General features: G+C 47.6%; 10 protein-coding genes. 1 reads left to right on the forward strand and 9 read right to left on the reverse strand.

Going from position 1 to position 15126, the window contains the following annotated elements:
- Window positions 1–31: 31 nt before the first annotated feature.
- The 7 genes from H6F63_RS27230 to H6F63_RS27260 form a co-directional block, all read right to left on the reverse strand.
- Window positions 32–523, reverse strand: a complete 492-nt coding sequence (locus H6F63_RS27230; RefSeq protein WP_190640425.1) for a DUF4383 domain-containing protein — start codon at window positions 521–523, stop codon at window positions 32–34.
- Window positions 524–1056: 533 nt separating this feature from the next.
- A complete protein-coding gene (locus H6F63_RS27235) occupies window positions 1057–2292 on the reverse strand; it encodes an LL-diaminopimelate aminotransferase (protein WP_190640426.1) in 1236 nt (411 codons plus the stop codon).
- Window positions 2293–2496: 204 nt separating this feature from the next.
- Complete coding sequence (locus H6F63_RS27240; protein ID WP_190640427.1) at window positions 2497–3945, reverse strand: MlaD family protein; 1449 nt, start codon at window positions 3943–3945, stop codon at window positions 2497–2499.
- An 85-nt stretch (window positions 3946–4030) separates the two neighbouring features.
- On the reverse strand, window positions 4031–4813 hold the full coding sequence (locus H6F63_RS27245; protein ID WP_190442696.1) for an ABC transporter ATP-binding protein: 783 nt from the start codon (window positions 4811–4813) through the stop codon (window positions 4031–4033).
- Window positions 4814–4971: 158 nt separating this feature from the next.
- A complete protein-coding gene (gene bchI / locus H6F63_RS27250) occupies window positions 4972–6096 on the reverse strand; it encodes a magnesium chelatase ATPase subunit I (protein ID WP_190428100.1) in 1125 nt (374 codons plus the stop codon).
- A 321-nt stretch (window positions 6097–6417) separates the two neighbouring features.
- Window positions 6418–8880 (reverse strand): CHASE2 domain-containing serine/threonine-protein kinase, encoded by a 2463-nt coding sequence (locus H6F63_RS29575; protein ID WP_199298313.1) that lies wholly within the window; start codon window positions 8878–8880, stop codon window positions 6418–6420.
- A gap of 274 nt (window positions 8881–9154) precedes the next feature.
- A complete protein-coding gene (locus tag H6F63_RS27260) occupies window positions 9155–9562 on the reverse strand; it encodes a GFA family protein (protein WP_190640428.1) in 408 nt (135 codons plus the stop codon).
- 327 nt (window positions 9563–9889) lie between these two features.
- Between H6F63_RS27260 and H6F63_RS27265 the strand changes: the two genes are divergently transcribed.
- Window positions 9890–10549: a heterocyst differentiation related protein gene (locus H6F63_RS27265; RefSeq protein ID WP_190640429.1), complete on the forward strand. Its 660-nt coding sequence runs from the start codon at window positions 9890–9892 to the stop codon at window positions 10547–10549.
- 31 nt (window positions 10550–10580) lie between these two features.
- On the opposite strand, the gene H6F63_RS27270 is transcribed toward H6F63_RS27265, so the two are convergent.
- Window positions 10581–12926 (reverse strand): response regulator, encoded by a 2346-nt coding sequence (locus H6F63_RS27270; RefSeq protein ID WP_190640430.1) that lies wholly within the window; start codon window positions 12924–12926, stop codon window positions 10581–10583.
- A complete protein-coding gene (locus H6F63_RS27275; RefSeq protein WP_190640431.1) occupies window positions 12919–15081 on the reverse strand; it encodes an ATP-binding protein in 2163 nt (720 codons plus the stop codon). The genes H6F63_RS27270 and H6F63_RS27275 overlap by 8 nt, the downstream gene beginning before the upstream one ends.
- Window positions 15082–15126 lie beyond the last annotated feature (45 nt).

Consider the following 15126-nt stretch of genomic DNA (forward strand, 5'->3'; position numbering starts at 1 on the left):
GCGTTACGCTTGGCTAACGCACCCTACCAAACTAGACGCTAGGCGATACACCAACATCCTTTAATTTTGCAGGCTTAAAGAACCCATAATAAGCTGCTGCTGCCGCCGTGAGAGCATTAAGCCAAACATTGTTTCCCAAGATTGGCATTAAGCCGAAAGTTGTGTTCGTGAAAGGCAACAAACCCATAATTGCTATCAAGGTATAGACAATGGCAAAACCTTGATTGAATACCAGCGCACCACTGAGGCTAGTAGCCGCGGCAATTCCCAGAATACCCACTACAATGTGTACGGCATTATGCAAATAATTGGTGGGAAATAGGCCCAACACATTGCCGTATCCGTCACTAAACTTGAGATTAGGTACATAAAGCGGCGCATCGGATGCAACTTCAGGCATAGCAGTAAAGCCCGGTATAAATCCAACAATGCCTACAAACAAAAAGAAGATGCCAATAGCTAGGGCAAAAGCACGCTCTTTGTCGCTAATCCGGCTGATTAGATCAGCATAACGCTGTTGCATATTGATACCTCATTTCTAAAAAAAAATACTCAAAATCGGTCAGGGAGGAATTTCGGTTTAACTTACTATCCGTCATGATGGTAAGAAGTAATCCGGGAAACTTTCTGCCAGATACTATACTTTTTATTAAACTGATTTTATATCGCTTTAAATCTACCAAAAGGCATTATTGAATTGAGTTGAGCAGTTTATTGCTCTACATAATAAGGAATAGTTCTGCGTTTAGTTTACTTTGTCACTATAAATACAAAAAATCACAGTCATCAAAGTTTAGAATCTAGCAGAGCTTACACACGCTTACTATGCCGAATAGGATAATATTCGCGGTAACTGTAGACGTATACATAAATGCCTCATTAACTGTGTAGTGTATTTTCCATTACATATAGCAATCCTATTTAATTTGTAAACTGTATGCGTGCCTTACGAAAAAACATTTATATAGTTCACGTCTCAGATAGGATTGCTATACTTACCACTACCAATACAAGGTCTAGTATGATCGGCGAGAATCGATAGTCAAACTACCCGCCCTACACCTTAAATTGCTCGGTAATCCGTTTCATTGCCTCTTCCACATTTTCCCGACTATTAAACGCCGAGATGCGGAAGTAGCCTTCGCCTGCTGCACCAAAACCAGAACCGGGGGTTCCCACAACATTCGCTGTGTGCAGCAACTTATCGAAGAAATCCCAACTAGACAAATTATTGGGCGTTTTCACCCAGACGTAAGGTGCATTCACGCCGCCATATACTTGCAATCCGGCTGCTGTCAGCTGCTCGCGAATAATTTTGGCGTTTTCCATATAGAAGTTGACAAGCGCCTTAGTTTGTGCAGTGCCTTCTGGGGAGTAAACCGCCTCGGCTCCGCGTTGCACGATATAAGACACGCCATTAAACTTGGTGGACTGGCGGCGATTCCACAGCTTCCAGAGTTCCACATCAGAACCATCGGTGGCTTTTGCTGTGAGCGTTTTTGGTACTACTGTTAACGCACAACGGGTACCAGTAAAACCTGCATTCTTGGAGAAGGAACGAAACTCGATCGCGCAATCCCTTGCTCCTTCAATTTCGTAGATGGAGTGGGGAAGGTTGGGATCGGTGATAAATGCTTCGTAGGCTGCATCGAAGAAAATGATCGAGCCATTGGCTTTGGCGTAGTCTACCCATGCTTTCAGGTGTTCTTTGGTAGCGATCGCTCCCGTAGGATTATTGGGGAAGCACAGATAAATCAAATCAACTTTCTCACGAGGTATCTCTGCGGTAAAGTTGTTCTCTGCGGTGATCGGCAGATACACTAAACCTTTAAATTCGCCCTTCTCGTTAGGGTCTCCCGTATGTCCTGCCATCACGTTAGTGTCTACATACACCGGATAAACAGGATCGGTGACTGCGATCGCATTATCATCTCCAAAGATGTCGAGAATGTTGCCTGTATCGCACTTGGAACCGTCGGAGATGAAAATTTCCGAAGCATCAACCTCGCATCCCCGCGATTGGAAGTCATTAATCGCAATTTTCTCGCGTAACCAGGCGTAGCCTTGCTCTGGGCCATAACCTTTAAAACTAGCGCGATCGCCCATTTCTTCCACAGCTTTGATCATAGCTGCGCGGCAGGCTTCCGGCAGTGGTTCCGTGACATCGCCAATACCTAGCCGAATAATGTTGGCATCAGGATTGGCTTGTGCGAAAGCATTCACCCGTCGAGCAATTTCGGGAAACAGATAGCCTGCTTTCAGCTTCAGGTAGTTGGTGTTAATTGTTGCCATACTAGATTGTTCTAAACACGCTCCGCGACAGAACCAGTAAAATATTATATTGACATCCTTGGGTCGCTATAACATCTTTGGCGTTTAGCGGGGGTTCGATTCACATCTAGGCTAGGCATTTCTGCCTCCTGTTTGTCTGAAGTTAGCCGCAGCAGAAGTTTGGATGATAGAACCAGTCATTCATCCTGAGTAACAAAAGCAAGTTCACTTTTTCTTTTCAAAATCCGCCGCTGGCTGGGTTGATTCTTCATGCCAGTAAGCAGGGGGTAAAGCGATCGCTTTCGGTCGAGCAATTGAGTTAGACTTTAACTGCTTCTGGGCCTTAATATTTGTCAAAGGGCTAGAGGAGAACGATGAAGAAACGTCTTTATTCATTTTTCCTGCGGCAACTTGCGTGTTAATCGCCGCTCTTGCTGGTTCCAAAACCTCAGCTATCTGAACCTGCTGCTCTAGTTGCTCCGTTGAAGACACCAAACCGCTGAGTCCATTGACCAAATTTCGTAAATTGTTACGGAAAGCTTGATCGCCTGTGAGATCGTCCAAATCGGATGTGATTTTCTGGGCGTTTTCAAAAGTTGTTCGCGCCGAATCCAATGTTTGTTGTAACACCACCAAATTTGTTGGACTATTAAGAGCGGTGGTAAGGTCGCGCAAGTTAGCTGATGCCTGCGCCGCATTAACAGATGCCTGCGCTGCGTTAGCCGAAAGAACTTCTAAATTACGCCGCAGTTCCGTATTGCCAAACTGGTTGACTTGTCCCGTCAGGCTGTTTACTGTAGTGCGTAGTTGTTGGCTGCTGGTGGAAAAGTTATCTAAAGTGCTGAGCAAAGTCGAACGATTTTGTACCACTAAGCTGTTGACATTGCCAAGCAGTTGGTTTAGCTGAGTGGCGGTTAGGCTGTATTGATTGGCAGTTCTAGTAATCTGATTTGCTGCCAAACCGAATTGATTGGCTGTACCGCCAATTTGATTAAGTTGGGCGCTGGTTTGGTTGGCGGCGCGGGTTACAGCATTGGCAGCACCTGAGAAGGTTTTTATCTCTTGTTGTACTGTCGCACTCAAACCGGAGAAATCGCGAGTGAGTTGCGCCACTCCAACTGCGGCATCGCTGGTATTTTTAGTGGCTGCTTTCAGGTTAGCTAATAAAGTTGGGTCGTTGTAGAGATTGGCAATGCGGGTAGTGCTGCGAAGCAGTTCATCGAAACTAATACCAATTTGACCTCTTACACGCTCGTTGTTACAAACAATCAGGCCCGTCGGGCATTGGGGGTCAAGCGGCAGCGCAACTTTAACTTCAGGGGGGAGCTGCTTGAGGGGATTAATGTCGATGGAAGTTTCGCTCAACAGACCGGATTGATTGGCTTCAACTACGACTTCATTTGGCATTACCAAGTCTGCTGGGGAAATTTCCATTGTTACATCCACGCCATTAGAGCGGGGGTTAATGGCGGTAATTTGACCGACGTTAACGCCGCGATAGCGGACGGAAGCGCCTTGTTGCATTCCCCCAACGTTGGCAAATTCTGCGATTACCGTGTAGCTTTTTTTACCATACCTGATGTCACGTATCCAAAAGATTAGTCCACCAAACAAGAAAAGGGACACTAGGATTAACAAACCGACGGAGCCTTCTCGAACTGTTCGCGATCGCATCTGTCTTCCTCATAAAATTAAAAATGCAAAACTAAAGATTAAAAAAGCAGATTTTTAATTTTTAATTTTTAATTTTTAATTGATTTTAGCCGACAACATGAATGGGCCCGGTTACACTGGCGCTAAAAAATTGTCGCACCAAAGGATCATCTGTAGTGTCAATCTCACTTGTTGCACCTGACCACTGTATCTGTCCTTGATAGAGAAACACAATTCGGTCAGAGGTGCGGCGAATGGTACTATCTTGGTGCGTCACCATCACGTAGCTGCCGCAACCGCCTTGCTGACGCTGCAACTGCCGGACTAAATCTTCTATCACCGTGGAGGCGATGGGGTCAAGTCCAGCGGTAGGCTCATCATACAGTAAAACTTCTGGCGTGTCCTGGGAGCTGTCTGGATTGGACATTATAGCACGGGCGAAACTGACTCGCTTCCGCATCCCGCCGGAAAGCTGGGAGGGGTAGCGATCGCTCATTCCCCCCAACCCGACCATCTCCAACTTTTCCTCTACCAGTTCTCGTATCCGCCGATACGCTAGTTTAGAACGCTGAAACAGCAGAAAGCCGACATTTTCTTCCACTGTCAAGGAGTCAAACAAAGCCGCCTGCTGGAACACCATGCCGATGTTTATCGGATCTTCAGCATCTTCAATTAAACCCTTACGACGCTTTCCCTGGATATAAATCTCGCCAGCATCGGGAGCCAGCAGTCCAGCAATAATTCGCAAAATCGTCGATTTCCCAGTTCCAGAGGGGCCAATAATTGCCAGCGCATCACCCTGATAAATCGTCAGATTAACCTGATCTAGGATGACACTGCTGCCAAAAGATTTAGAAATTCCCTTTAGTTCAATTAGCGGTTCAGACATAGGGGGTTGGGGACTGGGGACTGGGGACTGGGGACTGGGGACTGGGGGCTGGGGACTAGGGACTGGGGACTAGGTAAGACTTTCCCCCAATTCCCAATTCCCAATTCCCAATTCCCAATTCCCAATCCCCAATTCCCAATCCCCAATGCCCAATCCCATTACCTTACGCCTTGACGAACTCCGTTCGATGTAGCCGTGCCAGTTTCTTCTGAGGACATCTCCAGCCCGAAGACACGCCCGAAGACCTTTTCTACCTTGTAGCCGGAATCAATCGACTCTAAGGGGTCTTTGCGGAGACGGTGGCGCAGACAAAGGGCAATGACGCGGCGGATGTCGTCTACAGTCGCTTCGGTGCGTCCTTCCAAGGCCGCGATCGCTTTTGCGGCCCTGTTGGTCACGATGTCACCCCGCAGACCATCCACATCCAATTCTGAGCAAACAGAGGAAATGTTTACCCGCAGCTCGTACTCCATTTTGACCGAGGGTAGTAACTCCTGGGCGCTGACTAGCTTTTGTTGCAACTCTTGTTGCTTGTCCTGGTACTTTTCGAGAAACTGCTGCGGATTTTGGTCAAACTCGGCTCGTTGCTCTACAATTTCCACTCGCAACGCTGGTTCTTTCACCGTGCGGATTTCAGCGTGCATTCCGAAACGGTCGAGCAATTGGGGGCGCAGTTCGCCTTCTTCCGGGTTGCCGGAACCCACCAACACAAACCGGGCAGGGTGGCGAATCGAAATGCCTTCCCGTTCTACGGTGTTCCAGCCACTAGCTGCTGAGTCTAATAGCACATCTACCAGGTGGTCGTCAAGTAAGTTGACTTCATCCACGTAGAGAATACCCCGGTTAGCTTTAGCGAGGAGTCCGGGTTCAAAGGCTCTGACTCCTTGGGATAAAGCTTTTTCGATGTCGATGGTGCCGCAAACGCGGTCTTCTGTGGCACCAAGGGGCAGGTCAACCATCTGGACTTTTTTCTTGGCGACGGGTATTTCCTGTTGCTGTGCAACCAGGTCGCGCACGGTGTCGCTCATCACGTCGGGGTCGTTGGGATCGCTATTGAAGGGGTCATCAGCAACGACTTCGATTTCGGGCAATAGGTCAGCCAACGCCCGGATGGTGGTGGATTTGCCAGTGCCGCGATCGCCCATAATCATGACACCGCCGATTTTGGGGTCAATTACATTCAGCAGCAAAGCCAGTTTCATCTCTTCCTGACCGACGATCGCAGTGAAAGGAAAAACCGCACGGCTTGCTCTTTTTTCAGGCGCTGAGGCAGTCGGACTCACAGAATTTTTACTCCGGGCTTGTTATTGACAGACTTTCATTGTGCCACTTTTATCCCTTAAAAATTCTAATTCACAACTTAAAAATGATTACATTTTTAAGTATGGAGTGGTAATCCCCTAGCTCCCTCTGCTACCCAGCCCCCAATTCCCAATCCCTTTTTAACTAGGGCTTACGCACGTCAACACGCTGTAGGGGCATGGCAATGCCATGCCCCTAGGACAGAATCAGGCATTCACTAATTAACTGCGTAAGTCCTGTTAACTATGGAGTGGTAATCCCCTAGCTCCCTCTGCTACCCAGCCCCCAATTCCCAATCCCCCTCATCTCGGCACCCCTGAAGAGGGACTTCTAATTTCTGGCTCCGCACTTGTGAGTCCCAAATCTTGTCTGGGCATGACCGACTGTTGTAAAGTGCCAGAATCTTTTAGGCGTTTCAAATCGTTGAGTACCTCTAAAGTTGTCTGGTAGCGGTCGAGGAAGTGGTAACGCACCATTTTATCGATGATGTTGGCAAATTCCTCCTGAACTGAGGCGAAATCGCGCCAGATGACGTTGCAGGTTTCGTCACTAGAAAGCTTTTGGGGAGATATGCCTGTCAGCGCCTCAATACCAATTATGCCAACGGCGTAGATATCGCTACTGAAGTTTGGCTTACCTTTGTATTGCTCAGGTGGCGTGTAACCTTTCGTACCAATGGCAACGGTGAGATTTTCCTGTTCGTTAGGGTTTTGGGGTTGCATTTGTTTAACCGCCCCAAAGTCAATCAAAAACAGTTTATTGTCTTTTTCGCGGCGGATAATGTTGCTGGGTTTGATATCCCGGTGGATTACGTAGTTTTCATGGATAAAAGCCAAAGTTTCTAGAATCCCGTACAGGATTTCAGCTACTTGTGCTTCTGGTAGGCGCTTGTCTACTGGTAATTCGTCGCTCAGCGGATGACCTTTGACAAATTCTTCAACTAAGTAGAATTCTTGGTTTTCTTCAAAATAAGCTAATAATTGGGGAATCTGAGGATGATGACCCAACTGTTCTAGAATTTCCGCTTCTGTGTGAAACAGTCGTCTTGCCAGTTGCAAAAATTTTTCATCACGATGAGCAGGCATCAAGTGCTTAATCACGCACAGGGGATTACCAGGTCGCTTGATATCTTCTGCTAGATAGGTGTGACCAAAACCGCCGGAAGCTAAACCCCGAACGGTTTTGTAGCGTCCTGCTAGTAGGGAACCACCCCGGCGATCGCCTATTTGTCCGGCTAAGGACAATGGTAAGAGAGGCCGCTTTGATTGCTCGTTGTGCAGATCGGCGGCTTTGGTAGTCGCGTCTGGGTTGTCTTCCCAGACCGCTGTTGAACTATCATCTATGGCCGAAGATTGTTCAGGAGCGATCGCTGTTGAATCATCCGTTAGCGCCCAAGATTGTTCAGGAGCGATCGCTCCTGTCGCTAAAGTCTCCTGCCGTTTTTCTTTCAGCAGTGCTTGCATCTCCAGCAGGTTATTCTGCTGTTCCCGAACCAAAAGCGCAATCTTTTTATGCTCTTTCTCGGCTTGGTGAGTATTGTAAGCCATCACCCCAGCACCAGCCATCACCAAAGCCAAGGCTGGCGGCACCACTGGCACCCATCCCGCCTGAGTAAACAGAAGCCAGCACGTTCCAGACAAAACTGCTAAGCACGCGCCTTCTGCCAGTGCCAGATGCCCTGGATGCCGCAGCCGAAAAGCCACCAGCCCGCCGACTACAGACCAACCTACCACCCAAAGTGCTTCTCCCCACTCAGGCCAGAACCAAAATTGACGACGCCCATCTAGACTAGCGCTGAGAATCTGACTTACCATCTGGGCATGAATCACAACTCCGGGCATTTTGCGGTTTCCCGTCACTCCAGCGCTGTAAGGAGTATAAAAAGCATCATCAACACTGGCGGCGGTGACACCGATGAGAACAATGCGGTCTTTTACCAAGTTTTCGTCAACCTGACCGTTGAGAACTTGGGACATTGTGACTTGCTTTGCCGGATATTTGGGGGCGCGGTAATTTAGCAGGATTTGATAACCGCGTGTATCTTCCCGTATATACCCTCCATCATTGGCTTGTAGCGGTTTGAATACGGCATTTTTTATTTTGAGATAACCTTCCTCACTGTCTGTTGGTTCAATTCCTTCTTTTTCCAAGTAACGTTGTACCAACTGGAACCCAAAGGAGTTAGGGTTAGGACAAGGCTTGTGAGCGGATGGAGAGACAAATAACAAACCCCGGCGGATAATGCCATCAGAATCAGTTTTCCCTATATCGGCAAAGCCAGCGCGGTCATCGGCAATCTTGGGCGGTGATGGTGTGCCGGGGGTTTCCGCGTCTTTGACTGCACACACCGGAACGATGCGGCGATCGCTACTCATTAGCTTGGAGAATGCCGCATGACCCGGTTCTACGGGCAAATCGCGATAAATATCTAGCCCGATAGCACGCGGATTTTTTGAAAGCAGTTTTGTCAATAACTGCTGCATCACGCCATCAGTTATTGGGTAATTTTTGTAAGTTTGGATGTCCGCTTCCGTGACAGCCACCACCAACAGGCGGGGGTCTGGTTTTTCCTCTGGTAGCAGCCGCACCATTTGGTCATAAGCACCCAGTTCTAAGGTTTCCAGCAGGCCCTGCTGCCGCAACCCCACCACAAAGATACTGACTGCCACACTCACTAGAACTGTTGGTAGCCTCCATACTGAGGCACCTGTGCGTACCAGACGCGATCGCATTCCACTGAAATTCGGCTTTGAGAGCTGAGCCATTACATAAATGTCAGGTTATAAGATTAGAAGCCAAGGAAGATTGCCAGTCTAAAACGTTCCCTACCCTTAAAGAACCGCTACGGTGTCAGAACTTGCTAATTTTTCTCACCGCTACGGCTGTTGGGTAAGAGCTTGCCTACAGCCACTTCCAGCCTTCAACAGCTTCTTTGAACCAATGCCCCTGACCATGCTTGCATTTTAGTACCCGCCGTTGGCAGAATTAATCTACCATTTAGCTTGATTTTAATTTTTTTTTGAAATATTTGCCGATTTATCACTCGGTTTTGGATGTCTCAGAGCGAATCTTATGTACGTTTTCCTCCCAATTCATCCCATCAAAAGGAACGATGTGAAAGCGAGACAAGACATCACCATCCAAACAGCGCACGTTGACATCAATCGAATCGGGATGGGAGCGGGGGCGATAAAATGGGTGAATCCCACAAATACGACAGAAAGTGTGCTTGGCAATACCAGTGTTGAAGGTATAGGTTGTCAAAACCTCTGGACCAGACAGTAAGGTAAAATGCTCTGGTGGCACAATTAAATGTAAAAAACCCTTCTTTCTACAGATGGAGCAGTTGCAATCATCTGCGTTATGCTCGTCCACTATGACGCGAAAGCGCACTGCGCCACAGTGACAGCCGCCTTCATAAGTAACCAGTTCTTCTGATGCGCTCATTTCGCAGAATCTTGGGCTAAATGGCGGTGGTTTTGATGCCGATGGTAGACCCCAAGACATGATAACCGCCTAGTGTGGCAAGCATAGCACTGATGAGTATCTAGGTGGGCAAAAGCCCAGGTAAAAAAATTTGAAATAGATACCTAAAATATTCTGGTGCATGAATGTATTAGAAGTATTCATAAAAGATATGATGTGTTAACAAATTGCTCAATACCCCCTATACTCAGTTGCGGTGTTCAACGCGAGTAAAGTCGGGTTAAAGTGAGGTTGGTCAGAGTGCGTCAGTTCTGTGTGTGGTTAAGTTGCAGTTAAGAAGCAAGAACGATGAGTGATAAAAGTATGGCATTTCTGGCCGGGGCTGCCTTCGCTGGAATTGCGGCTATCGTCTTGCTGAAGACAGGAGGTAGTGCAGGCCAAACTAACCTATCCGCTTATACTGCGGTGCCACCGCCGCCGCTTGGTCAGCCTTCGATGACGGGGCAGCTGCCGCCGCCTCCTCCTGCTGCTAGCGCGATCGCGCCGCAGGATCAGACTCAATCTTCTTCCTATTGTCTACGACAGCAGAACGACACAGAACGGCTCAGAGATCAGCTGGAACAGCAGCGGAATGAAACTGAGCAGATGAAACTTCAACTGCGGAATCAGCAGACGCTTATCGAGGCTCTGACAACGCAGGCAAAAACAAATGTGCTGGGAGGACAGGTGAACTCAGCGACTTTGGCAACTGCTGGGCAGCAGAATAATCAAATTCTTTCCGGTGTACTCTGGGCATTTGGAGGAATCGTTTTAACCTTGTTTGGTGGCATTGTCGTTGCAGGAATTTTTGTTGTGTTCTCGCAACAGCAGCGTCATTCCCGGACAGTGCAAGTGATTCATCCGATTCCTACTCACCCGCCAAGTGTAACTCAAAGAAGGCGTTCTGAGTTTCTGCCGCCTCGGTTGGAAAGCAGACGAGATGACCCGATAGATTATGACAGGTATTAGTCAAGGGTTAATGACATTTAGCAATTAGCAATTAGCAACGAATTCCACTTCTCCCAGCGAGGTTTGCAACTACCGCAGCTAACTCGGCTGGTTCCACAGGCTTAGGTAAATGTATTTGAAAACCGGACATAAGCGATCGCGTCCGATCCTCAGCCCTAGCGTATGCTGTTAGTGCAGCAGCTGGAATCAGGCCCCCTTGCTCTGGCGATAGCGCTCTTACCTTGCCGATCAAAGTATAGCCGTCTTCTTCAGGCATCCCGATATCGCTGACTAAAACATCTGGCTTTGACTGTTTAATCAGCTCCATTGCCTCGCTTACCGATGCAGCTGCTTTTACTTGGGCTTTGCACTCTTGGAGTACCGTAGTCAGAAACAGGCGAGTATCAGCATTGTCATCCACCACAAGTACCTTTAACCCATCCAGCGAGGGCGGATCGAACGATACTCCACTTTCAACAGCTGCTGGCTGTACCCGCTCCGCATTGCTTGTCTCTACACGGACAGGCATAACTGGAAGTTTGACAATAAATGTTGCTCCCTTCCCCGCGCCTTCGCTGTGAGCGCGAACTGTTCCGCCGTGCAGTTCTACCAAGTTGCGGACAATCGCTAAACCTAGTCCGAGTCCGCTGTATTGCCTAGTGATAGAGCTATCAGCTTGACGGAACCGCTCGAAAACATAAGGCACAAAGTCCGGGTTGATGCCTTCTCCGGTATCGCTGATTGTAATCTCCACATGAGAGTTAATCCGTTTCAGGCTAACCTGAACGCTCCCTTCCTTGGGCGTAAACTTAATCGCATTAGATACCAGGTTCCAGATTACCTGCTGCAAACGGTCTGAGTCGCCTGCAACTGGCCCGGCTGCCGGGTCGAGTATGCTTTGCAGCCGGATTGCCTTAGCCTCAGCCGCTGGGCGGACGGTATCAAGAGCCGCCTCAATGACTGTAGACAGTTCCACTGGGCGGACACTCAAGCGGAGTTTGCCTTGAATAATGCGGGAGACATCCAGCAAATCCTCAACCAGTTGTGCTTGCGCTCTGGCAGACCGTTCAATTGTCTCCATAGCTCTAGCAGTAGTTGCTTCGTCAAACTTTCGAGTATTGAGCAGTCGCAGCCACCCTAGCATCGCATTTAGTGGCGATCGCAATTCGTGGGAAAGTGTCGCCAAAAATTCGTCCTTCATCCGGTTGGCTGCTTCGGCGGCGGTGCGTGCTTCCTGTTCCGAGGCGAGTAGCTGGGCGCGTTCGTCCTCAGCTTGCTTGCGTTCGGTGAAGTCGCGCATGATTTTGACAAAGCCTCGCAATCCAGTTTCATCTTTTAAGGGTGTTACGAAGCCACTTGCCCAGAAACGGCTGCCGTCTTTGCGAACGTGCCAGCGCTCATCCTCAGCCCGACCTTCCGTTGCTGCTGAGTGGAGTTCCTTTTTGTCCTCGCCGCGCTCCAGGTCTTCTAGGGTAAAGATAATTGAAGAATGTTGTCCCAGGATCTCTGCTTCCTGATACCCTAAAATGCTTTCTGCCCCAGCGCTCCAACGGACAATACGCGCCTCTGTGTCGAGAAAGAAAATTGCGTACTCCTTCACATTTTCCAACAACAGGTGGAACCGCTCTTCGCTTACCCGTTGTGCTTCCTCGGCAGACTTGCGATCGCTAATGTCAGCTACTATGTAAACCGCACCTGTGAAAGCTTTGCTCTGGTCAAATATCGGATCTGCGGTGATGGCAAACCAGCGCGTACCGTTCTTTAGCTCTCTGCTTTCGCGACGCTGAGTTTCCTGAATGCTAGAAAAGGGACACACCTCGATAGAACTCAGTATTTTTTGTAGGAGTTCCTGGTGAAAGCTACCCTCAATGTCGCTGAAGGGTTTCTCTAGAAGCTGACACATGGCGCTGTTACATCTCAGGACTTTTCCTTCGGCATCGAGTAAACAAACACCGTCGCTTATTGCATCAAAGGTAGTCTGCCACTCCTTCGCTAAACCCAGCGCCGATTCCTCAGCTTCTCGGATGCGGAGCAACGCTTTGACAGTGGCGATCAATTCTATTGGCTCTACAGGCTGGGCTAGGTAGGCATCTGCACCGCCTTCTAATCCCTGTGCTTTGTCTTGGCTCTTGACAAAACTAGCGGATAAATGTAGTACGGGAATAAAGGACGTAACAGGGTTTTCCTTAATCCGGCGGCACACCTCAAACCCATCGATATCTGGAAGCTTCACGTCAAGGATAATTAAGTCGGGTTGTTGTTCAACCATTCGCAGACCAGCTTCGCCTGTTGCTGCTTCCTTCACCAGAAATCCGGCTTGTTTTAGCATCCGGCTGACGACATAGCGGTTAGTTTCGTTGTCGTCTACGTGCAGAATAGTTATAACGCTATCATCCATGATTTTTTTCTCCAGGTTCCAGCACTAGCCCAGCTTTAAGCAGTGCTTCCCGACTTCGGGCGATCGCATCTTCCCGCGATGGATCTTTAGAGAGAATCGCTACCGTCCTGCGGGCAAGATCCCTTTTTTCCTCTTCTTCTAGGACTTTTGATGTATTAATAATTACCGGTATATTGCTAGTAGCGCGATCGCTTTTTAGAACTTCTATCACCTCAAATCCGTTCATATGTGGCATTGCCAGATCCAGAAAAATGCAATCCGGATTTTCTTCTCCCGCTAAGCGGATACCTTCGCGTCCGTTTTCGGCTTCAAGGATTGTAAAATTAGTATAAGCTAATAATTGCTTTAGTAAATATCGGGATACTTGGTCATCGTCAATTATCAAAATTTTCTGTTGTCTCTTTTTATTAATAAGTTTATTAAAGCTATCCAATAGTAATAATCGCTCTATTGGTTTGACAAAGAACGCATCTGCTCCCAATTCTAGCGCTTTTTTATCGTTATTGATAACGGTAATCACGAGCAGGGGGATATCCCGCGTTGCTTCATTTTGTTTCATTTCTGAAATCAAATTCCAGGTATTTTGCTCTTTTAGTAATATGTCAGATATTACCGCGACAGGTTTAAACATCTCAAGAGCAAGTTGGGCTTCTTGGAGCGATCGCGCTTGAATAAGCTGATAATTTGAACCCTGAAAATACTTCTCGTAAGTAAAGAATGTCTCGTCGTTGTCCTCTATTACGAGTACAGGCAAACGAGACTGATCTAACTGCCAGTTTACATCGGGCACCACTGCCCCAAACTCGGAATTATTGTAGCTAATCGGTATGATAGCAAAGAACGTTGAACCCTTTCCCACCTCACTTGTTAAAGAAACATTGCCGCCTAGCAATTCGGTTAAATGCCGTGATAGAGAAAGTCCAAGTCCTGTGCCTTTAACCCGCTTTTGAAAAGCGGAATCTACCTGGACAAATTCCTCAAAAATTCGCTTTTTATCCTCCGGTGCAATGCCAATTCCGGTATCAGCTACCGAAAAAACTACCGTTCTACCAACCAATTTGGCAGCAATGCGAACTTCACCTTTTTCTGTATATTTGATTGCATTAGAAATAAAATTTCTCAGAATTTGAGCAACTTTGCCTTCATCAGTGTAGAGTGTGGGAATACCAACGGGTTCTTCAAAAATCAGCGAAATTGAAGAATTATAGGCGAGAAGAGGACGCAGCATACCTCTTAAAGCGCCGAAAAGCTCGCTCACCTCAAACTCATTCGGATGAATAACAATTTTTCCCGCCTCAATCTTTGCCAGATCCAAAAGGTCGTTAACTAACTCCAAAAGTCCTTCACCTGATTGGCGGATAAACCTTACTTGCTTTTCTTGCTCATCTGTCAATTCCCCATCCATCCGATCTAGCAGTAGGCGGGACAGAGACAAAATAGAGTTTAGCGGTGTGCGAAACTCGTGACTCATATTCGAGAGAAAGCGAGTTTTAAGTTCATTAGCGCGCTGTAAAGAATCAGCTTTTTCGTCTAATTCTGCATATAGTGCCACAACACCCCGATTAGTATCCTCTAGCTCACGGTTGAGCTGAGCTAGCTCGGCTTGACGTTTTTCTAGTTCTTCTAGAGTGCGAAGCAGTTCCTGGTTTTGCTGCTGAATTTCCGAATAAGGATTTTCAGGCGATCGCATTATCAACTCATTAGCAATCTCAGCCAAACGTTTTGTGGTGACTATAGGACTGCGTTTAGGCAGATTTTTCCCCATCACCACCACTGTTCCTTGCTCAGGGGTTGAGTCAATGCGAAACTGATCCATTAGTCGTTTGCTGCCAATAATGCCTAACCCCATTCCCGTATTCGACGCATATTTTCCCTCTAGAATAGTCTTGAGATTAGGGATACCCCGCCCTTTGTCACGAATGGAAACCATGAATATTTGAGGTGATTCGCCTTCCACCCAAAATTGAATTTTTCCACCCTTTGCATATTGAAAAGCGTTGCGGGCAATTTCAGAAACAGCAGTAGCAATGCGCGTCCGATCTTGAGAGTCAAAACCCAACAACTCCGCAATCTGGCGCACCCGCTGACGTGTCAAAACGACATCTTGTTCAAAGCGTATTTCTATAGTGAGGATAACTATCTCTTCCTTAGCCATAGGTTATTTATTAATAGATATAGCAATCCTAAATCATTTATAAAA

The sequence above is a fragment of the Trichocoleus sp. FACHB-40 genome (assembly GCF_014695915.1).
GTDB classification, from domain to species: domain Bacteria; phylum Cyanobacteriota; class Cyanobacteriia; order Cyanobacteriales; family FACHB-T130; genus Funiculus; species Funiculus sociatus.